General features: G+C 63.0%; 16 protein-coding genes and 1 tRNA gene. 9 read left to right on the plus strand and 8 right to left on the minus strand.

What is annotated here, in order from left to right; all coding sequences use genetic code 11:
• Positions 1-66: 66 nt before the first annotated feature.
• Genes UF78_RS21625 through UF78_RS21645 form a run of 5 tightly spaced genes read left to right on the plus strand, consistent with a single transcriptional unit; the run spans position 67 to position 6955 of the window.
• Positions 67-2937 carry an ATP-binding protein gene (locus UF78_RS21625; RefSeq protein ID WP_045164262.1) on the plus strand — a complete coding sequence of 957 codons (2871 nt, stop codon included), beginning with the start codon at positions 67-69 and terminating at the stop codon, positions 2935-2937.
• The gene (locus tag UF78_RS21630; protein ID WP_025243681.1) at positions 2934-3323 is read left to right on the plus strand and encodes a response regulator transcription factor; all 390 of its coding nucleotides are present in this window, start codon (positions 2934-2936) and stop codon (positions 3321-3323) included. The genes UF78_RS21625 and UF78_RS21630 overlap by 4 nt, the downstream gene beginning before the upstream one ends.
• A complete protein-coding gene (locus UF78_RS21635; RefSeq protein ID WP_045164263.1) occupies positions 3320-4450 on the plus strand; it encodes a YaiO family outer membrane beta-barrel protein in 1131 nt (376 codons plus the stop codon). Before UF78_RS21630 ends, UF78_RS21635 begins: the two co-directional genes overlap by 4 nt.
• A complete protein-coding gene (locus tag UF78_RS21640) occupies positions 4440-5558 on the plus strand; it encodes a HEAT repeat domain-containing protein (RefSeq protein ID WP_045164264.1) in 1119 nt (372 codons plus the stop codon). Before UF78_RS21635 ends, UF78_RS21640 begins: the two co-directional genes overlap by 11 nt.
• Positions 5555-6955 carry a glycosyltransferase family 2 protein gene (locus UF78_RS21645; protein ID WP_045164265.1) on the plus strand — a complete coding sequence of 467 codons (1401 nt, stop codon included), beginning with the start codon at positions 5555-5557 and terminating at the stop codon, positions 6953-6955. The genes UF78_RS21640 and UF78_RS21645 overlap by 4 nt, the downstream gene beginning before the upstream one ends.
• Before the next feature lie 138 nt (positions 6956-7093).
• On the opposite strand, the gene UF78_RS21650 is transcribed toward UF78_RS21645, so the two are convergent.
• Entirely contained in the window at positions 7094-8587 is a 1494-nt protein-coding gene (locus tag UF78_RS21650) for an aldehyde dehydrogenase (RefSeq protein WP_045164266.1), read from the minus strand.
• A gap of 199 nt (positions 8588-8786) precedes the next feature.
• Here UF78_RS21650 and UF78_RS21655 point away from each other — a divergent pair, with 199 nt between their 5' ends.
• On the plus strand, positions 8787-10112 hold the full coding sequence (locus UF78_RS21655) for an aspartate aminotransferase family protein (RefSeq protein ID WP_045164267.1): 1326 nt from the start codon (positions 8787-8789) through the stop codon (positions 10110-10112).
• 64 nt (positions 10113-10176) lie between these two features.
• Here the strand turns inward: UF78_RS21655 and rpmG are convergent, their stop codons facing one another.
• Positions 10177-10332 carry a 50S ribosomal protein L33 gene (gene rpmG, locus UF78_RS21660; RefSeq protein ID WP_014854577.1) on the minus strand — a complete coding sequence of 52 codons (156 nt, stop codon included), beginning with the start codon at positions 10330-10332 and terminating at the stop codon, positions 10177-10179.
• Positions 10333-10343: 11 nt separating this feature from the next.
• Positions 10344-10580 (minus strand): 50S ribosomal protein L28, encoded by a 237-nt coding sequence (gene rpmB, locus UF78_RS21665; RefSeq protein WP_019339373.1) that lies wholly within the window; start codon positions 10578-10580, stop codon positions 10344-10346.
• Between the two features lie 595 nt (positions 10581-11175).
• Here rpmB and UF78_RS21670 point away from each other — a divergent pair.
• Positions 11176-11958, plus strand: a complete 783-nt coding sequence (locus UF78_RS21670; protein ID WP_045164393.1) for an IclR family transcriptional regulator — start codon at positions 11176-11178, stop codon at positions 11956-11958.
• 16 nt (positions 11959-11974) lie between these two features.
• Here UF78_RS21670 and UF78_RS21675 read toward each other — a convergent pair whose 3' ends face one another.
• Positions 11975-12553, minus strand: coding sequence for a TetR/AcrR family transcriptional regulator (locus UF78_RS21675; protein WP_045164268.1), 579 nt, complete (start codon positions 12551-12553; stop codon positions 11975-11977).
• 92 nt (positions 12554-12645) lie between these two features.
• Here UF78_RS21675 and UF78_RS21680 point away from each other — a divergent pair, with 92 nt between their 5' ends.
• Positions 12646-13548, plus strand: coding sequence for a serine aminopeptidase domain-containing protein (locus tag UF78_RS21680; RefSeq protein WP_045164269.1), 903 nt, complete (start codon positions 12646-12648; stop codon positions 13546-13548).
• Positions 13549-13747: 199 nt separating this feature from the next.
• On the opposite strand, the gene UF78_RS21685 is transcribed toward UF78_RS21680, so the two are convergent.
• From UF78_RS21685 to gabD, 4 genes are all read right to left on the minus strand, one after another.
• Entirely contained in the window at positions 13748-14890 is a 1143-nt protein-coding gene (locus tag UF78_RS21685; RefSeq protein WP_045164270.1) for an acyl-CoA dehydrogenase family protein, read from the minus strand.
• A 12-nt stretch (positions 14891-14902) separates the two neighbouring features.
• On the minus strand, positions 14903-16099 hold the full coding sequence (locus UF78_RS21690; RefSeq protein WP_045164271.1) for an acyl-CoA dehydrogenase family protein: 1197 nt from the start codon (positions 16097-16099) through the stop codon (positions 14903-14905).
• Between the two features lie 43 nt (positions 16100-16142).
• The gene (locus tag UF78_RS21695; protein ID WP_045164272.1) at positions 16143-18248 is read right to left on the minus strand and encodes a 3-hydroxyacyl-CoA dehydrogenase NAD-binding domain-containing protein; all 2106 of its coding nucleotides are present in this window, start codon (positions 18246-18248) and stop codon (positions 16143-16145) included.
• A gap of 297 nt (positions 18249-18545) precedes the next feature.
• Entirely contained in the window at positions 18546-19994 is a 1449-nt protein-coding gene (gene gabD, locus UF78_RS21700) for an NADP-dependent succinate-semialdehyde dehydrogenase (protein ID WP_045164274.1), read from the minus strand.
• 329 nt (positions 19995-20323) lie between these two features.
• On the opposite strand from gabD, the gene UF78_RS21705 reads away from it, so the two are divergent.
• A tRNA-Arg gene (locus UF78_RS21705) sits at positions 20324-20400 on the plus strand.
• Positions 20401-20415: the final 15 nt, after the last annotated feature.

The raw sequence follows: 20415 nt of genomic DNA on the forward strand, positions 1-20415 counted from the left end.
TGGACGTAGCTAAAGCCGATTCCATTGCGGTCCATGCCTTTTCAACCGGCGGAAGGAGTATCGGTTTTGCATGCAAAACCCGCTATACGCTGGCATCCGCTCGCCTTCCTGTTTGCGTTCATGCTGCTCGTCGCCCTCGGCTGGCAGGGCAAGCGAACCACAGAAGCAGTGCTGAAAACCAACCAGTCCGTCAGTTACAGTCTGGAAGTCATCACGGCCATCCAGGCCATGTTTTCCTCATTGCAGGACATCGAAACCGGGGCCCGTGGTTTTGTCCTGACCGGCGTACCCGACTATCTGGAACCCTACGAGCGCGGGCTGAGGCAAGTCGAAGCACGCCGTCGTGAATTGCAGACGCTGCTCGATAATCGCGAATATCCCAACCGTCACTGGTTCGAGCAGCTCGACCGGAACGTGGCCGAGCGCCTGGTGATCGCCGCCGGTAACATCCAGACACGCCGCAACGCTGGACTGCAAGCTGCCGCCGAGCACTCGCGCCTGTCCGGTGGCAAGCAGGTCATGGACAATTTACGAGCGCTCCTCGGGGCGGTCGAGCAGCGCGAGCGAAAACAGCTCGCCGCCGCCAACCGCGCATTGGCCGAGACGATCGAGCACAGCAGGCGGCAGGCTTTGATCGGCAGCCTGACGGTGGCAGGCTTGTTCTTCGCAGCCCTGTGGGCGACTCGCCGCAATTTGCAGATCCGCTACGCACTGGCGGACAAAGCGCAGGCCGGGAAGGCGCGCCTGGATGCCCTGTTGCAGGCCATCCCCGACAACCTGTACGCCATCGACAAGCAGCAGCGAGTCACCGCGTTGTCCCAGGCGAGCGACAGTCGCAGCCCGGCACCCAGTGCCATCGAGCCGCTGCTGTTGGGCCTGCTACAGCAGGCGGACGACGCCCTGGCGTTCTCGCGAACGACCTGGTGTGAAGCGGATAGCCAGCGCACCTTCGAGGTGCGCCTGGCGCCCACCGGTCTTGGCGATCACCTGGCAATCGCCCGCGACGTCACCGCACTCCAACGCAGCCACGACAAACTCGAAGACCAGAAGATGTTCCTGCGGCGAGTGGTGGACACCGATGAGAACCTGATTTTCGTACGCGATGCGCAGGGCCGCTTCCTGCTGTGCAACAACGCCTTCGCCGCCCTGCTCGACAGTCATCCGAGTGCCATCGAGCGATGCAGAGCCGAGGACGTTATTGGTGCCCAGCGGGTGCTGCCCCTGTTGCAGGGTGAAATGGAGCTGCTCAGCGGCAACGGCGAACTGCGCATCACCGAGGTCGGGCTGACCGATGCACAGGGCCATGAGCGTTGGTTGCAGGTGGTCAAGCGCCCCATGACGATGTCCAGCGGCGCTTGCCACGTCGTCACCGTGGCGGTCGATATGTCGCTCAGGCGACGCATGGAACAGATGAAGGCCGAATTCATCGCCACCGTCAGCCACGAGCTGCGCACACCGCTGACCGCCATTCGCGGCGCACTCGGGATGCTGGTCGGCGGCATCGGCGGCGAGATCGGCGAAGGGACGCGTCCACTGCTCGATATCGCCCACAAGAATAGCGAGCGCCTGGTGCGCCTGATCAATGACATTCTCGATATCGAGAAGCTGGAAGCTGGACGCTTGCGGTTCCACTTCAGCCATTGCGATGTACAGGCGCTGATCGAACAGGCCCTGCTCGACATCAGGCCCTACGCGGACGATTACGCTGTCAGCCTGAAGCTCGTTCAGCCTGCCGATCCGCTCCGGGCCGAGGTCGATCTAGACCCCGACCGCTTTGCCCAGGTGATGGCCAATCTGCTCTCCAATGCGATCAAGCACTCACCGGCCGGCGGCGTGGTCAGCGTCGAGCTGCACAGCGACGACGGCAACCTCGAGATTGGCGTGCAGGACCAGGGCCAGGGTATTCCAGAGGCGTTCCATGCGCGCATCTTCGAGCGTTTCGCCCAGGCCGATTCCTCCGATGCGCGCAGACGTGGCGGCACTGGGTTGGGCTTGGCGATCACCCGGTCGCTGGTGCACCAGATGCGCGGTCAGATCGGCTTCGACTCGCAGGAAGGCCAGGGCACGCGTTTCTGGCTACGTCTGCCACGAGTACGGACGCCGGCAATCAGTCCGACGATGGCGGAGCGGGCATTGCCGGACGACGGGACGAGCCGGCCAGCAGCGCGCATTCTGATACTTGAACCCGATGCGCCCGCCGCTGCGCAGCTGGCGAATATCCTTGAGCAGCACGGCTACACGACATTGCTCGCCGAAACCGCCGCCCAGGCCCGTGCGCTGTTGGCCGAATACAGCGTCCAGGCACTGACCCTTAGCCCCGCGCTGAACGATGAGGACAGCATCGCTTTCCTGCAGAACCTGCGCAGCCAGAACCTCTATCGGCATTTGCCAGTGCTGATCGTCAGCCTGCAACCGCAGCGCCGCGACAATGACGACGGCACCCTGCGCGGCGGTGCGGTGGGCGTAATCGACTGGCTGCACAAGCCGGTCGATCCGTCACGGGTCATGGAGGTGGTGCGTGCCTGTCTCGATCCCCGGGGAGCCCGCGCGCGCATCTTGCATGTCGAGGACGACGAAGATCTGCAGGCGTTGCTGGTCCGATTGGTCGCACCCCTGGACATCGAGTTGCAGTGCGCCGCCAGTCTGGCCGAAGCCCGCCGCCTGCTGGACCGCCAGCACTTCGACCTGGCGATCATCGACCTGCTACTGCCCGACGGTGATGGTAGCGAACTGTTCGATCAGTTGGCTCAGACCCTGCCACCCCCGCCGGTGATCATCTTTTCCGCGCTGGATTCGCCTGTGCAAGACAGCCGCCTGGCGCTGCGCCAGCTGGTCAAGACCCGCCATGACGGCAAAGAGCTTGCCGAACTGATCCAGCAGTTGCTTCAACACTGGCCGCCTGGTCAGGCCCCAGATACCGAAGAGGTCAACGCATGAGTGATTCCGGAAGCCAGCGCATTCTGATGGTGGAGGACGAAGAGGACATCGCATTCCTCATCCGCTTCATGCTCGAGCGCCATGGGTTCAGCGTCGAGCATGCGGTCGACGGTCGTCAGGCCCTGGAGAAACTGAGCAGCTCCAGCCCGCCCGACCTGACGCTGATGGACATCATGTTGCCCTATCACGATGGCCTGGAGCTGATCGAACGGCTGCGCGCCCAGCCCGGCTGGGAACGCGTTCCGGTACTCATGCTCACGGCCAAGGCGCGTGAAGTGGACATCGTCCGGGCGCTGGAACTGGGCGCCGATGATTACGTAACCAAACCCTTCCAACCGGAGGAACTGCTGGCGCGTATCCGTCGCCTGCTGAGGAGGCCACGATGAATCGCCTGCTTCTGGCGCTGCCCTTGTGCCTCTTGCCGTCGTTGACGCTGGCGGATGTCGCGACCGCTCAACGGCAGGTCGCGGCACAGCAATTCGATGCCGCCGGGGCGACCCTTGAAACCCACCTGGCCAGCCAGCCCGATGACAGCGAAGCACAATTTCTGCTGGCCCGCGTTCGTGCCTGGCAGGGCAACCCCGAGCAGGCGCTGCCCCTTTACGAGCAGTTACTGCAACGCGAGCCGAACAATGCCGACTATCTGCTCGGGCAGGGCCAGGCGCTGCTCTGGGCCGGAGATCCGCAGACAGCGTTGACGGCTCTCGAGCGGGCCGCCGAGATCGCGCCGGATTATGCCGACATCCAGCAGGTCATACAGCAGGCCCGTGCCGCGCTGACATCACCGGCAACCGCGACCGCGCCACCTGTCATAGCGCCGACGCAGCGCCGCCATGAGCTCGAACTGTCCGCCCGCCAGGACTGGCTGGACAGCGGTTTCGACAACTGGCGTAGTCAGCGCCTGGATTATGCCTCGACGCAACCGGAAGGCCTCGGCTGGTACGGTGCCCTGCTGCGCGAACAGCGCTTCGGCGAATGGGATCAGGGTGTCGAGGCGGGTGCGGTGATCGCCCTGGATGACAACTGGACCCTCCAGCCCGAGATCGGCTACCAGCCATCGCCCTACTTTCTGCCTGAATGGCACGCCGATCTACGCCTGCAACGACGGCTACCGGCGGGCTTTCTCGGCGCCGCCAGTATCAGACGCACCGAGTACGAAACCACCCGAGTCGATCGGCTGGCGCTCAGCGCCGAGCGCTACTGGAACTCGTGGCGCGCCGGCTACACGCTGAACGTGACCGACGTCGCCAACGCCGGTACGCCGATCGGCCACGACTTGGCGCTGGATTACTACTACGCCGGGCTCAACTACGCGGGGCTTCGCCTGACAGTCGGCGAGGAAGAAGCCGTCGAGGAGCAACGGTTGATCACCAGCGACGTGCGCGCCCTCAGCCTGCAAGGCCGGCACTGGCTCGACAACCGGTGGGCACTCACCTGGGAGATCGGCCATCACCGCCAGGGTGACTATTACACGCGGCGTTGGCTGCAGCTCGGCGTCCGCCATGCTTTCTGAATTGGATTGCCCGATCTGGCTTTGCGAGGTGCCGCGCATTGCCTGGCTGGCCATATGGCCGGAAGACGGCATGCTGCAATTGGCGCTTTATTGCGCCGTGGGCCTGGGTGGCCTGACCTCTCTGGTGATGCTCCAGGTCTTGCTGCTCGGTGAGGTCGCCAGGCGCCGTTCAGCACGGCGGCAATCGTTCAACGAGCAATGGCGACCTTTCTTCGCGCTGTGCAGCCTCGGTGACGAGCTACCCGAGCCGGTGCCTGCGCTGCCTCGCAATCGCCAGCTGTGGTTTCTGCTGCAATGGAACCGCACCCAACTGCAATTGCGCGGTACCGCGCGCGAGCGCATGAATCGCGCCCTCGTCGCCCTTGATATGGACCGCCACGCCCTGGGATTGCTGCGCGGGCGGGTGCGAAGCAAGCTGATCGGGCTGACCTGCCTGCGCCATCTTGCCGATCCCGCCCACTGGGAGGCGGTGCAGTCGCTGTTGATGAACCGCAACGCGATCGTCTCACTGACGGCGGCACAGACGCTGATCGCCATGGATGCGCCGCGTGCGATGCAACTTATCCTGCCGGCGGCCGTTGCGCGTTCCGACTGGGCGTTGCCACGCCTGGCCAGTCTCTGCCAGCAGGCCGGTGAACAGGCCGTGACCCTGCCCTTGCTGATCGCCCTTGCCGGTTCTGAAGATCCACGCCGCGAGCGCTTGGTGGGTTTGCTGGTCTATGGCGATCCCCGTCACGCAGCGCCGTGGGCGCGCGCGCGTCTGGAGGAAGACGCCGCGCCGGAGCAGTTGCAGGTCGCCCTGCGTTGCCTCTGCGAACTGGGCGATCCGCGTGATCGAGCGCGGCTGTTACGCGCGCTGCAGCATAGCCATGCCGAGGTGCGCCTGGAGGCGCTGCGGGCACTGCACAACCAGGCGCGCAGCGACGACAACGCCCTGTTCATGCCGCTGCTGAGCGACAGCAACTGGTGGGTTCGACAAGCCGCCGCGGACAGCCTGGCGGCGCTGCCCGGCACCACACCGGAACGTCTGGAGCAACTGCTCGATCAGGTGCAAGACCGCTACGGTCAAGACGCACTGCGCCGAGCCATCGCGGAGGTGCGGCGGTGAGCGGCGATTGGCTGTGGTGGCTGCAACTGGGATTCATCCTCTATTTTCTACTGCTCAACGGTATGTACCTGCTGCTCAATATGTTGTCGATGGCCAGCCTGACGGGCTACATCCGCCAGCGCACCGAAACCGGCGAAATCGCGCCCTACCTCGGTGTCGAGCCGCCGGTGTCGGTGCTGATGCCGGCCTTCAACGAGGAGGCGACGATCCGCACCTCGGTGCGCTCGATGTTGCAGTTGCAGTATCCCGAGTTCGAAGTGGTGGTGATCAACGACGGCTCGAAGGACAACACCCTTGCCGTACTGATCGACGAGTTCGAGCTGGTGCCGCATCCCGAGCCACTGCGCCAGGCCGTCGCTCATCAGCCGGTCGCGACCATCTATCGCTCGCGCCGCTATGGCAATCTGCGCGTGATCGACAAGGCCAACGGTGGTAAAGCGGACGCGCTCAATGCCGGCATCAACGCCGCGCGTCACGGCTTGTTCTGCGGCGTCGACGCCGACTCCATCCTTCAGCGTGACAGCCTGCTGCGCGTGGTGCAGCCGTTTCTGGAAGACGAGCGCACCGTGGCGGCAGGTGGCACCGTGCGCATCGCCAACGGCTCGCAAGTGCGCGGCAGCTTTCTGATCCGTGCCGGCTTACCAAGCAACTGGCTGGCACGCTTCCAGATCGTCGAGTATTTGCGCGCCTTTCTCTTTGGCCGCCTCGGCTGGTCGCCGATGAACGCAGTGTTGATCATTTCCGGCGCCTTCGGCCTGTTCGACAAGGAGCGGGTCATGGATGTTGGCGGCTATCGCACCGACACGGTCGGCGAGGACATGGAACTGGTGGTGCGGCTGCATCGCTATCACCGGGAAAAGCGCATTCCCTATCGCATCCGCTACCTCCCGGATCCGATCTGCTGGACCGAGTGTCCAGAAGACATCGGCACCCTGGGGCGCCAGCGCAGCCGCTGGCAGCGTGGGCTGGCGGAAAGCCTGACCCGCCACGCTCGCCTCGCGTTCAGCCCGCGCGGAGGCACGCCGGGCTGGCTGGCCTGGCCATTCATGGCGCTGTTCGAGTGGCTGGGGCCGCTGATCGAGCTGGTCGGCTATGGCTTCATGATCGGTGGTTTCATGCTTGGCGCGGTCTCCTACGCGGCGCTGGCGACCTTCCTGCTGGTCGCCATCGGCATGGGCATTCTGTTGTCGGTGAACGGGCTGCTGCTGGAAACCATGTCGTTCCGCGTCTATGAGCGGCGGCGCGACATGTTGAGGCTGTTTCTCATGGCCGTGCTGGAAAATTTCGGCTACCGCCAGTTGAATACACTGTGGCGCTGCCGTGGGCTATGGCAATGGTTTTCGCGGCGCAAGCATCAATGGGGCGCGATGCGCCGCAGCGGTCGTTGGGGGCAGTAGGCAGGTTGGAGCTGGAAGCGTAGGGTGAATCACGCCCCATCGATCCACCGTAACGAACTCAAGGTGGATGTAAAAAGCGACATCCACCCTACGGCTTCTTTACTTCTAGCTTCTAGCTTTCGACTTCTAGCCGCTCCATCAAAGCTTGATCCAGGTGGCCTTCAGCTCGGTGTATTTGTCGAACGCATGCAGGGACTTGTCGCGGCCGTTGCCGGACTGCTTGAAGCCCCCGAACGGCGCGGTCATGTCGCCGCCGTCGTACTGGTTGACCCAGACGCTACCGGCACGCAATGCCTTGGCGGTCAGGTGCGCCTTGGACAGATCCGCCGTCCACACCGCCGCGGCAAGGCCGTAGGGGGTATCGTTGGCGATGGCCACGGCTTCGGCCGCGGTGTCGAAAGTGATCACCGACAGCACCGGACCGAAGATCTCTTCCCGGGCGATCTTCATGGCATTGCTGACGCCATCGAAAATGGTCGGTTCGACGTATAGTCCGCCAGTGTCCTGCAGGGTCCGCTGGCCACCGATCAGCACTTGGGCGCCATCATTGCGCCCCGCCTCGATGTAGCCGAGCACGGTATCGAGCTGCTGGGTGTCGACCAGGGCGCCAACGTTGGTGGCCGGGTCCAGCGGATTGCCCGGCTTCCACCCCTTGAGCGCCTCGACCACCAGCGGCAGGAAGCGCTCCTTCACTGAGCTCTCGACCAGCAGGCGCGAGCCGGCGGTGCAAACCTCGCCCTGGTTGAAAGCAATGGCACTGGCCGCCGACTCGGCAGCCGCCTGCAGGTCCGGCGCATCGGCGAAGACGATGTTCGGGCTCTTGCCGCCCGCCTCCAGCCAGACGCGTTTCATGTTCGACTCGCCCGCGTAGATCATCAGCTGCTTAGCGACCCGGGTTGAGCCGGTGAACACCAGTGTGTCGACGTCCATGTGCAGCGCTAGCGCCTTGCCGACCGTATGACCATAACCGGGCAGCACGTTGAACACACCTGGCGGGATGCCGGCTTCGATGGCAAGTTGCGCCACGCGGATCGCGCTCAGCGGTGATTTCTCGGAGGGTTTGAGTACCACCGAGTTACCGGTGGACAACGCCGGGCCGAGTTTCCAGCAGGCCATCATCAGGGGGAAATTCCAAGGCACGATGGCTGCCACCACGCCGACCGGCTCGCGGGTAACCAGGCCCAGCTGATTGTGCGGGGTGGCCGCCACTTCATCGTAAATCTTATCGATGGCTTCGCCGGACCAACGCAACGCCCGCGCCGCACCGGGAATGTCCACGCCCAGGGCATCGCTGATCGGCTTGCCCATGTCGAGGGTTTCCAACAGCGCCAGCTCTTGCGCATTGGCTTCCAACAGATCGGCGAAACGGATCATCACGGCCTTGCGCTTGGCCGGCGCCAGCCGCGACCAGACGCCGGATTCGAAGGCCATGCGCGCGCTGATCACGGCACGATCGGCATCAGCCTCATCGCAGCTCGCCACTTGCGCCAGTACCCGCCCGTCGACAGGGCTGATGCAGTCGAAACTGGCTCCAGCCGTGGATGCCGTGTATTCGCCCTGGATGAAGGCCCGGCCTTCGATGTGCAGATCGCGAGCGCGCTGTTGCCAGTCGGCAAGTGTCAGGGTGGTCATGGGGCATCCTCGGTATCTGTCGAACAATCAGAAGAGCACCCTAAACCAGCAGTGCCAGGCCTATCAATATTTTTTACGAAACTGCTGTTGACGCCTTGTTTTGTGCGTTTTATCAAACATAGACTCGCCGAAACCGCTGTGCGCTGGAATGACGTCGCGTTACAGCATAGCCGTCAAAACTGTCCTGTCGGAGCGAGTCATGGCCAACGATCTGCACGCTGCCGCGTCTGCCGAACACTTCTGGATGCCCTTTACCGCCAATCGCCAGTTCAAAGGCAGCCCGCGCCTGCTCGAAAGCGCCGAGGGCATGTATTACACCGCCAGCGATGGACGCCAGGTGATCGATGGCACCGCCGGGCTCTGGTGCTGCAATGCCGGTCATGGTCGCCGCGAAATTACCGAGGCGGTCAGCCGACAAATCGCCCGCATGGACTTCGCACCGACCTTCCAGATGGGTCATCCGCTGGCCTTCGAACTGGCCGAGCGGCTGGCGCAGATCAGCCCGACCGGACTGAACCGGGTGTTTTTTACCAACTCGGGCTCGGAGTCCGCCGACACCGCATTGAAAATCGCCCTGGCCTACCAACGCGCCATCGGCCAGGGCAGTCGCACCCGCCTGATCGGTCGCGAGCTGGCCTATCACGGGGTCGGCTTCGGTGGCATTTCGGTCGGCGGCATGGCCAACAACCGCAAGGCCTTCGGCGCGCTGCTGCCGGGCGTCGATCATCTGCCGCATACCTTGGACGTCCAACGCAACGCCTTCAGCCGTGGCCTGCCGCAGCACGGCATGGAAAAAGCCGACGAGCTGGAGCGCCTGGTCACGCTGCATGGTGCGGAGAACATCGCGGCGGTGATCGTTGAACCGATGTCCGGCTCGGCCGGCGTCGTTCTACCGCCGCTGGGCTACTTGCAGCGTCTGCGCGACATCACCGCCAAACACGGCATCCTGCTGATATTCGATGAGGTGATCACCGGTTTCGGGCGCGTCGGTGAAGCTTTCGCCGCGCAGCGCTGGGGCGTCACGCCGGACATTATCACTTGCGCCAAAGGCCTGACCAACGGGGCGATCCCTATGGGTGCGGTGTTCGTCGCCGAAACGATTCACGACGCCTTCATGCAAGGCCCGGAAGGCGGCATCGAATTCTTCCACGGCTACACCTATTCCGGTCACCCGGTGGCCTGCGCCGCTGCGCTGGCGGCCCAAGAGATCTACCAGCGGGACAACCTGTTCCAGAAGGCCATCGAGATCGAGGATTATTGGCAGGACGCGCTGTTCAGCCTGCAGAGTCTGCCCAACGTCACCGATATCCGGACCGTTGGCCTGGTCGCCGGCGTCCAGTTCGCCGCCCACCCTGAGGGCGCCGGCAGGCGCGGCTACGAGGTGTTCCGCCAATGCTTCGAGGATGGCCTCCTAGCGCGCGCCAGCGGCGACACCATCGCCCTGTCGCCAGCACTGATCGTCGAGCGTGAACACATCGACGCGATGATCGAGCGCCTGGCTGACGCCATCCGCAAGACAGCCTGACAGGAGCGCTAGCGCAGAAACGAAAAAACCCGCCGAGGCGGGTTTTTCTTCAAGGGCCGATCAATTACTTGATCTTGGCTTCCTTGTAGATCACGTGCTTACGCACAACCGGATCGTACTTCTTGATTTCGATCTTGTCGGGCGTGGTGCGCTTGTTCTTGTCGGTGGTGTAGAAATGGCCGGTACCGGCGCTGGACACCAAACGGATCAGGTCACGCATGATAGTTCTCCTTAAACCTTTTCGCCGCGAGCGCGGAGTTCAGCCAGAACGGCGTCGATGCCGCGCTTGTCGATGACGCGCATGCCCTTGGCAGTCAGGCGCAGACGGACGAAGCGGTTCTCGGACTCGACCCAGAAGCGGTGATGCTGCAGGTTCGGCAGAAAACGACGACGGGTTTTGTTGTTCGCGTGGGAAATGTTGTTCCCGGTTACCGGACCCTTACCGGTAACTTGACAGACTCTCGACATGCCTCAGCCCTCTAAAACCACATGCCCAACCCGGCATGGGTTGGCCGCTTGAATTCAAATGTCTTTTTTGGCGCTCAGCGCCACGTTTCGTTGGGGTCTTACCGGCTACGCGGCAAGCGAAGAAACCGGGCCCCTAGAAAAGAGCGCTGCTTTATATCAGAAAGCCCCCCGAGCAACAAGCGCGGAGTGACTTTTCCTCGCTGGCCCCGCTCGTCTCGAACACCCGCCAGGCCGCACCGTGGCCGGATCGCATGAATTCGCCATTCGTCGCCTCGCGGACTTAGTCGTCTACCTTATATAGGCTTATAGCGTCGAAACGGACTGCCGCAGCTGCAGCGGCCAAGGACATTGCCCGGCAGGCGCTCGCCATCAGCGGCTAAGCCTCCAATCATTGGCGTCCAGGCATCCGAAATCCTCGGAGGAAAAGGCTTCCGGCCACATAGAGCGAATTATTATTTTACTGTGCGGAATTCAGATTCGCTTTTATTGACTATCATGGAATAAAGTTCCCCGCAGCAACGGGTCCATGCCAGGCTTCGGGGCGATCTGCTATCGTTCGCCCCCGCTGCCCACTACCAGACAGACTGACACCACCATGAGCGATGTTGAAGAGATCGAGAACCCCAAGGACCGCAAGTTCGTCGAGGCCCTGTCTCGCGGCCTGGATGTGTTGCGCGCCTTCACCCACGGCTCGGTGGTGATGGGCAATCAGGACATCGCTCGCATCACCGGCTTGCCCAAGCCTACGGTGTCGCGCATGACCTACACCCTGACCAAGCTCGGCTACCTCAGCTACTCCCAGCAACTGGAGAAGTACCAGCTCGATTCCGGCGTGTTGGCCTTGGGTTATGCCTATGTGTCCAACCTGCGCGTGCGCCAGCTGGCCAAGCCGTATATGGACGAGTTTTCTCGTCGCACCAATACCTCCGTGGGCCTTACCTGCCGCGATCGGCTGTCGATGATCTACGTCGAGAACTGTCGTCCACCCGAGATTTCGACGCTGCGGATGGATGCAGGTGTGCGCCTGCCGCTGGCCACCACCTCGGCAGGCCGCGCCTTTCTCGCCGCCACACCGGAAAAAGAGCGTGAGCACCTGATGGCCGCGCTGGAAACCAAATACGGCGAAGACTGGCCCACCATGAAAAAGTCGCTACAGGAGTCCTTCGAGGAATTCCGTCAGCATGGCTTCTGCCTGTCCCTCGGCGATTGGGACCGCAATGTAATGGCCGCTGGCGTGCCGCTGCACCTGGCCGACGGCAGCATCATGGCGTTGACCTGTGGCGCACCGTCGTTCCAGCTCAGCGAAGAAACGCTCAGGGGCTCATTGGCGCACCAGTTGGAAATGCTCGCACGTGACATCGAGAGTCTCGGCGTCTGACCTACGCGGGCAACCACTAGGCTTTGACACTCGCCCAGGCGATGTCGGCGAGCAGATCGCGGCAATCGGCCAACGGCGTTCGCGCACGCCCGGCCAACCAGTTACGGGCCATGTCGTGACAGGGCCCGATCACCACTGCAAGGAAGCAGTCGCCGGGCATGCGGCGAAAGGCGCCGCTGTCGCGATGGCGACGCAGAATCGCAGCAACTCGCTCGCCATGGGTTCGATTCACCTCACGTAGACGCTCGCCCATTTCTCCCGCCTCGACCCGACCACGGTTATGCAGCACGAAGCGCGCCCAGTCCGGGTTCGCCACCACCCAATCGATATAGCTGGTAACGAAGAGTTTTACGCAGGCCTCGGCCTCCAGCGTCTCGATCAGCCCGGCCTCCAGCAATGCGGCATACTCGCCGATGCCTTCCAGATACAGCGCCGCAATGATCCGCTCGCGGTTGCCGAAATGGTGATAAAGGCTGCCGATGCTCGCGCCGGAACGGTCGCGGATCATCTCGATGGTGGTGGCTTCCACTCCGTTTTCGGTGAAACAGGCCAGCGCGGCCTGGAGAATTTCCTGCTTGCGACTGCTTCGGGCCATCGGCGCTCCGATTAGAATAATGTTCTAGAATTAATTTCTAGTGTTCGTATACTGCACCGATCCAGGCACAACAAAAAGGACCGGAGAAGAATATGGCGACGATACAGGCCGAAGCACGCTCAATCGACAACGGTAACGGCCATCAGCTGGCCAGTTGCTGGTATCACCCCGCCGATACACCTCGCGGTGCCGTGTTGATCGCTCCAGCGATGGCTGTGAAGCAGGACTTCTACGCCCATTTCGCCAGTTGGCTCGCCGAGCGCGGATTTCTAGTGGTGACCTTCGACTACCTCGGCATGGGCCGGTCCCGCCATATTCCTTTACGCCAGCTCGAGGTGAACATTCTCGACTGGGCCCGCCACGACTGCAGCGCCGTACTGGCAAACGTTGCGGAAGCGGCCGGAACGCTACCGCTTTATTGGATTGGCCACAGTGTCGGTGCGCAGATCCTGCCGTTGGTCAAAGGCCATGAGCAACTCGCCCGTATCGTCACCATTGCCGCAGGCAGCGGTTACTGGCGCGATAACAGTCCACAGATTCGTCGCCAAGCCTGGTTGCTCTGGCATGGGTTGGCTCCGCTGCTCACGCCTCTGTTCGGCTATTTCCCCGGTGGGCGTATCGGTGCAGTCGGCGACCTGCCGGCGGGCGTCATTCGTCAGTGGCGTCGCTGGTGCTTGCATCCTGATTACCTGGTTGGCATCGAGGGCGACCCCATGCGCCGTGCGTTCGCCGAGGTACAGACGCCGCTGACGTCCTTGTCGTTTACTGACGACGAGATGATGTCGGCGCGCAATACCGAGTCCTTGCATGGCTTCTACACCGCCGCACCGAAACAGATGCGCCGCATCGCCCCAGACGAAGTCGGTGCCGATCGCATCGGCCACTTCGGGTTCTTCCGCCGCGCCTTCGCACCTACACTCTGGACGCAGTATTTGTTGCCGGAGCTGGAGCAGAGCCACCAGGGCCAAACTGGTGCGCTGGCAACGGCGACGTAGCCTCATCGCCACCCACGACATCATCTACGTGAGCCGCAAATCGCCTGCGATCGTAGGGTGGATCACGCTTCACCGATCCACCGCAATGCGGCGGCGCCAAGCCACCCGCGCGGATGTAAAAGGCGACATCCACCCTACCGGCGCCAGCCGACAAAAAACCCGCTCCTGAGAGCGGGTTCTTGCGTTGCAAGCTGGCCGATTACGCCACCTGCATCAACTTCGCATAGGCCTTCAGATGATGATCATCATCACCGAACTGGTGGGCGATCATCACCAGGCGCTTGGCGTGGTGGGCGAGGTTGTATTCCCAAGTCATGCCGATGCCGCCGTGCAACTGGATGGCTTCCTCGGCCACCTTGCGCGCGGCGCGGGCGCAGATGTACTTCGCCGCGGCGATGATACGACGGCGGTCGTCGTTGTCTTCACCATCGGCAAAGGTCGCGGCGAGGATCGCCATGCTGGTGGCCTGCTCCAGCTCGGTCTGCATGTCCACCATGCGGTGCTGCAGCACTTGGAACTTGCCGATCGGCACGCCGAACTGCTTGCGCGTCTTCAGGTAGTCGAGGGTCAGCTTGCAAGCTTCGTCCATGCTGCCCAACGCGTCGGCGCATTGCGCGGCGATAGCGCGGCCCTGCTGGTAGCGCAGCGCCGGGAGTGCGCTGCCGACTTCGCCAAGCAGCGCGTCGGCGCCGACCTGTACGTTGTCGAGGAACAGCTCGCAGCCCCTGCGCCCGTCGATGGTCGGGTAGACGCGGCGGCTGACGCCTCGGGCGTTCGGATCGACAAGGAACAAGCTGATGCCGGCTTCGTCGCGGCTGTCGCCGGAAGTGCGCGCGGAGACGATGATCTGCCCGGCGCTGTGGCCGCCGATCACTACGGCCTTGCGTCCGGACAGGCGATAACCGCCGTTGACCGCTTCAGCCTTGGTCTGTACATCGTTGAGGTTGTAATGACTCTGCGGCTCGTCGAGCGCCACCGCCAGTTGCAGAGAACCGGCGGCGACCTGGGGCAGCAGGTCCTGCTTCTGCGCGTCTGAACCGAGCTGGCTGAGCAAGCCGCCGCCAAAGATCACCGATTGCAGATACGGCTCCAGCGTCAGGCCACGGCCCAGCTCGGTCATGACCAGCATGGTTTCCACGCCGCCGCCGCCAAAGCCGCCGATCTCCTCGGCAAACGGCACGGCGGTCAGGCCCAGCTCTCCCAGCTGGCCCCAGAACTCGGCGGAGAAGCCCAGTTCCGACTCGCTGAATTTCTCGCGCTGCTCGAACGGGTAGGCGTCGCGCACCAGACGCGCCGCGGTGTCTTGCAGCATTTGCTGTTCTTCAGTCAGTTTGAAGTCCATTGCGGTGCCCCCTTACAGCTCGAGAATCATCTTCGAGACGATGTTCTTCTGGATTTCGTTGGAGCCGCCGAAAATCGACAGCTTGCGCATGTTGAAGTAATCGCCGGCCAGCGACGCGCTGTAGTCGGCGTGCAGCAACTCGCCGTCGTAGTCCAGCTGCAGCTCCTCTTCGAGGAAGGGCAACGCGTAGGGCCCGATGACCTTGCGCAGCAGGTGGGTGATGGCCTGACGGATCTCGGTGCCCTTGACCTTGAGGATCGACGACTCGGCGCCGGGCACGCCGCCTTCCTTCGCCGCGGCGAGGATGCGCAGGGTGCTCATTTCTATGGCCATCAGCTGCATTTCTACTTCCGCGACCTGAGCGCGGAACAGCGGGTCTTCGAGCATCGGCTTGCCGTCGCACACTTCCTTCATGGCGATGCGCTTGAGATGCGCCAGCGCGGCCTTGGAGGCACCGATGCCGGCCAGGCCCGTGCGCTCGTGGGTCAAGAGGTACTTGGCGCAGGTCCACCCCTGATTTTCCTCGCCGACGAGGTTCTCCACCGGCACGCGAACGTTGTCGAAGAAGACCTCGTTGACCTCGTGATCGCCATCGAGGGTGATGATCGGCCGCACGCTGATACCGGGGCTCTTCATGTCGATCAGCAGGAAGCTGATGCCGCGCTGCTGCTGGGCTTCGGGGTCGGTGCGCACCAGGCAGAAGATCATGTTGGCGTGCTGCCCGAGGGTGGTCCAGGTCTTCTGGCCGTTGACGACGTAGTGGTCGCCATCGCGCACGGCACGGGTCTTGAGGCTGGCAAGGTCGGAACCGGCGCCCGGCTCGGAATAGCCCTGGCACCACCAGTCTTCACCCGAGAGGATGCGCGGCAGGTAATGATCCTTCTGCTGCTGGGTGCCGAACTTGATGATCACCGGTGCGACCATGTTGACGCCGAACGGCACGCTACGCGGCGCGCCAAAGGCGGCGCATTCCTCGTCGAAGATGTGCTTTTCCACTGGGCCCCAGGTGGTGCCGCCCAGCTCCACCGGCCAGCCCGGCGCGTACCAGCCGCGCTTGACCAGGATCTGCTGCCAGCGCTGGTGATCTTCCTTGGACATGTGCTTGCCGAGCTTGACCTTGGCGGCGATGTCCGCCGGCAGCTCGTTGGTGAGGAAGGCGCGCACTTCATCGCGGAAGGCGAGCTCTTCGGCCGTGTAGTTGACGTTCATGGGAAGGTCCTCATGGTGCGTTCGGTTTGCAGGCGGGCGGTGCTCACTGCCCGGCCTGCCATTCGGTGAAGGTGCGGCCTTCGGCGGCCAGTTTTTCCAGCAGCGGCGCGGGCTTCCACCAGTCGCCGCAACGTGCGTGCAGTTCCTTGACCCGCGCCAGCACGGTGTCCAGCCCGACGCTGTCGGCATAGAACATCGGGCCGCCGCGGAAGGCCGGGAAACCGTAGCCGTTGAGGTAGATGACATCGATGTCGCTGGAGCGCTGGGCGATGCCTTCTTCGAGGATCTTCGCGCCTTCGTTGACCAGCGCGAAGATGCAGCGCTCGACGATGTACTGCTCGTCCAGCGCCTTTCGCTCGATGCCCTTCTCCTGCGACGCTGCTTCCAGCATAGGCGCGAGTTCAGGGTTCTCCAGCGGCGTGCGGTTGCCCGGCTCGTAGCGGTAGTAACCGGCACCGGTCTTCTGCCCGAGCATGCCTGCGGCGCAGAGCTTGTCGGAGACGGTGGGGAAATCCAGATGTGCCGGCAGCGTCGCGCGCTGGCGCTTGCGGATCGCCTGGCCGATGTCGAGGCCGGACAGGTCGCGCATGGCGAACGGCCCCATGGCCATGCCGAAGTTGCGCAGTGCACCGTCGACCTGTTGCGGCGTGGCGCCCTCTTCCAAGAGGAATTCCGCCTCGCGGCCGTACTGGAAGACCATGCGGTTACCGACGAAGCCGTCGCACACACCGACCACCACCGAGACCTTTTTCAACTGCTTGCCGATGGCCATGGCGGTCGCCAGCACTTCATTGCTGGTCTTCTCGCCGCGCACCACTTCGAGCAGGCGCATGACGTTGGCGGGGCTGAAGAAATGCAGCCCGACCACATCTTCAGGACGCTCGGTGAAGGCGGCAATGGCGTTCAGATCAAGTGATGAGGTGTTGGAAGCGAGGATCGCGCCGGGTTTGCACACCGCATCCAGCTGTTCGAAGACCTGCTGCTTGACGCCCATTTCCTCGAATACCGCTTCGACCACCACATCAGCATCGGCGAGCACGGCGTAATCGGTCACGCCCGTGATCAGCGCGAGGCGCTTTTCCATTGTGTCTTCTGTCAGGCTGCCGCGCTTGACGCTCGCCGCATAGGTATCTCGAGCGCGCTGCAGGCCACGTTGCAGGGCCTCGTCATTGAGTTCCAACAGCTTCACCGGCACACCGACATTGGCGAAGCTCAGGGCGATCCCGACGCCCATGGTGCCGCCGCCGATCACCGCGGCCGTCTTGATCGGGCGTGGCTTCACATCGGACGGCAGGTCATTGATCTTGCCGGCCTGGCGCTCGGCGAAGAATGAATGAACCAACGCACCCCGCTGTGGCGAGTTCAGGCACTCGGCGAACAGCTCACGCTCACGCTTGAGACCTTCGGCCAGCGGCAGCTTGGTTGCCGCCTCGACCGCCGCGATACAACGCAGCGGCGAGAACAGCCCAGGCATACGTTTGGCGACTTCGGCATGCTTGGCGCGGATCAGCGCCTCATTGTCGGCACCCTCCAAGCCGCGGGTCTGCTCGCCGGTGCGACGCGGTGCGCGGCCTTCTTCGACCATACGGCGGGCATAGGCCAGGCCGCTTTCGCGCAGATCACCCTCGAAAAGCTCATCGACGATGCTGTGCTCAACCGCCTCGGCAGCACTGATCGGCGTGCCACTGACGATCATGTCCAGCGCCTTCTCGACGCCGGCCAGACGCGGCAGGCGCTGCGTGCCACCGGCGCCGGGCAACAAGCCCAGCTTCACTTCAGGCAGCCCGACCTTGGAATCCTTGCGGGCGATGCGGTAATGGCAGCCCAGCGCGACTTCCAATCCGCCGCCCAAGGCGGTGCCATGAATGACGGCGACGCTCGGCTTGCTGCTGCCTTCAATGACCTCGATCACCTCCGGCAGGCTCGGCGCCTGCGGCGGCTTGCCGAACTCCTTGATGTCAGCGCCGGCAATAAAGGTATTGCCTTCGCACACCAGCACCACGGCGCGCACCTGCGGATCCGCCTCGGCGCTCTGAAAGGCCTGCAACAGACCTTCGCGCACGGCATGGCCGAGCGCATTGACCGGTGGGTTGTTGACCGTGATCAGAGCAATCTCGCCCTGAAGTTCGAGCCGTACGACGTCCGTCATGGCAGGCCTCCGCTTTGTGAAATGTGATTGGATTTATGATTTCACGGAATCATGTTTCGCACAGCAGAATAATCGAGTCATTTCTGCATGTCGAGAGACTGGCAATAATCCCCTCGGCTAGCAAGCGACATAAACCATGCCGCGCTCGGGGCATAACCGAGGCTTGGTAACTCTGCCATGCGAGATGGGCAGAGGAGCGGCGCTCAGGGCACGCCGGTCATCAGGCAATGACGAAACCGGAACGAAAAAAAGAGCCAGCCCTGGATAGGAACTGGCTCCTCGTGGAACAGTGCGGGTTTACAACCCCAGGCAGAGGTATTTGATTTCCAGATAATCCTCGATGCCGTACTTCGAGCCCTCGCGGCCCAGACCGGAGGACTTCACGCCACCGAACGGCGCCACCTCGGTGGAAATCATCCCGGTGTTGATGCCGATCATCCCCGACTCGATGGCTTCGGCCACGCGGAACACGCGCCCCAGGTCGCGGGCATAAAAGTACGCAGCCAGACCGAACTCAGTGTCGTTCGCCAGAGCGATGCCCTCGGCCTCGTCCTTGAAGCGGAACAGCGGCGCCAGCGGACCGAAGGTTTCTTCCTTGGCCACCTTGGCGTTATGCGGCACGTTAACCATCAATGTCGGTTCGAAATAGCTGCCACCCATCTGATGCGCCTTGCCACCGGTAACCACTTGCGCGCCGTTAGCGACTGCATCTTCGATATGCTCCCTGACCTTGGCCGCGGCCCGGTCGTCGATCAGCGGGCCGATGTCGGTGCCCTCTTCCAGTCCGTTGCCGACCTTGAGCTTTTCCACTGCAGCCTGGAATTTTTTGGCGAAATCATCGTAGACGCCGTCCTGCACATAGATGCGGTTGACGCAGACACAGGTCTGGCCGGCATTGCGGTATTTGGACTGCATCGCGCCTTTCACCGCCTCGTCGAGATCGGCATCGTCGAATACCAGGAACGGCGCGTTACCACCCAGCTCCAGCGATACCTTCTTGATCCCCGGCGCGCATTGCGCCATCAGCTTCGCGCCGACTTCGGTGGAACCGGTGAAGGTGATCTTGCGCACGGTCGGGTTGGCGGTCAGCTCGTCGCCGATGTCGCCGGCCGAGCCAGTAATGACGCTGAACACGCCTTTCGGGATGCCGGCACGCTCAGCCAGTTCGGCCAGCGCCAACGCAGAAAACGGTGTCTGGCTCGCCGGTTTGAGCACCATGGTGCAACCGGCCGCCAATGCCGGGCCGGCCTTGCGGGTGATCATCGCCGCCGGGAAGTTCCACGGCGTGATGGCCGCGGTGACGCCGATTGGCTGCTTGATGACGATGATGCGCTTGTCTTTCTGATGGCCTGGGATGGTATCGCCATAGATGCGCTTGGCCTCTTCGGCGAACCACTCGATAAAGGAGGCGGCGTAGGCGATCTCGCCCTTGGATTCAGCCAGCGGCTTGCCCTGCTCCAGGGTCATCAGCCGGCCCAGATCGTCCTGGTTCTCCATCATCAGCTCGAACCAGCGACGCAGCTTCTGCGAGCGCTCCTTGGCGGTCAGATCACGCCAGGCCGGCAGTGCGCGCTCGGCCGCTTCGATGGCACGGCGGGTTTCGGCGGCGCCCATCTTCGGCACGGTACCGAGAATCTCGTTGCTGGCCGGGTTGTTGACCTTGATGGTCTGGCCGCTGTCCGCGTCCTGCCAGGCGCCGTCGATATAAGCCTGCTGGCGGAACAGCGAAGTGTCTTTGAGTTGCATGGCAGTCTCCTGAGAGCCGGCGCGATGCCGGGAATTGGACCGAGGCCGTCTGGCCGATACGGGGGCGATCAACATTGGAACCGTCCGACCTTGTCAGAGCGAGGGATGACCTCAGGGTTCCTGCTATGGGGCGAAGCGTTTGAAATCTCGAACGAATGCTAGGCCTATCGCCCGATAACAGGCAACACCATGTTCGGAAAAATTAACGCGCCATAGCCCAGCCTGATGGCCGCTCGACTTGCCACCGCAGCCCTCACGCGATCCGCCACCCAGCTGTCCAAGCGCCATGGACGACCGCGGAGGACATGCGTATGATTGCGCCCCGCAACGCACTCGTAGCTCAGCTGGATAGAGTACTGCCCTCCGAAGGCAGGGGTCGTGGGTTCGAATCCCGCCGAGTGCGCCATCTTCAACGCAAAAG

This window comes from Stutzerimonas stutzeri (genome assembly GCF_000952685.1).
GTDB classification, from domain to species: Bacteria; Pseudomonadota; Gammaproteobacteria; order Pseudomonadales; family Pseudomonadaceae; genus Stutzerimonas; species Stutzerimonas stutzeri_E.

Bases quoted from the DNA above. Each gene is read 5' to 3' on its own strand.
- rpmB (WP_019339373.1), bottom strand. From the start codon at position 10,580: ATGTCGAGAGTCTGTCAAGTTACCGGTAAGGGTCCGGTAACCGGGAAC.
- UF78_RS21690 (WP_045164271.1), bottom strand. From the start codon at position 16,099: ATGAACGTCAACTACACGGCCGAAGAGCTCGCCTTCCGCGATGAAGTG.
- UF78_RS21685 (WP_045164270.1), bottom strand. From the start codon at position 14,890: ATGGACTTCAAACTGACTGAAGAACAGCAAATGCTGCAAGACACCGCG.
- UF78_RS21695 (WP_045164272.1), bottom strand. From the start codon at position 18,248: ATGACGGACGTCGTACGGCTCGAACTTCAGGGCGAGATTGCTCTGATC.
- UF78_RS21650 (WP_045164266.1), bottom strand. From the start codon at position 8,587: ATGACCACCCTGACACTTGCCGACTGGCAACAGCGCGCTCGCGATCTG.
- UF78_RS21635 (WP_045164263.1), top strand. From the start codon at position 3,320: ATGAATCGCCTGCTTCTGGCGCTGCCCTTGTGCCTCTTGCCGTCGTTG.
- UF78_RS21640 (WP_045164264.1), top strand. From the start codon at position 4,440: ATGCTTTCTGAATTGGATTGCCCGATCTGGCTTTGCGAGGTGCCGCGC.
- gabD (WP_045164274.1), bottom strand. From the start codon at position 19,994: ATGCAACTCAAAGACACTTCGCTGTTCCGCCAGCAGGCTTATATCGAC.
- UF78_RS21680 (WP_045164269.1), top strand. From the start codon at position 12,646: ATGGCGACGATACAGGCCGAAGCACGCTCAATCGACAACGGTAACGGC.
- UF78_RS21670 (WP_045164393.1), top strand. From the start codon at position 11,176: ATGAGCGATGTTGAAGAGATCGAGAACCCCAAGGACCGCAAGTTCGTC.
- rpmG (WP_014854577.1), bottom strand. From the start codon at position 10,332: ATGCGTGACCTGATCCGTTTGGTGTCCAGCGCCGGTACCGGCCATTTC.
- UF78_RS21630 (WP_025243681.1), top strand. From the start codon at position 2,934: ATGAGTGATTCCGGAAGCCAGCGCATTCTGATGGTGGAGGACGAAGAG.
- UF78_RS21655 (WP_045164267.1), top strand. From the start codon at position 8,787: ATGGCCAACGATCTGCACGCTGCCGCGTCTGCCGAACACTTCTGGATG.
- UF78_RS21675 (WP_045164268.1), bottom strand. From the start codon at position 12,553: ATGGCCCGAAGCAGTCGCAAGCAGGAAATTCTCCAGGCCGCGCTGGCC.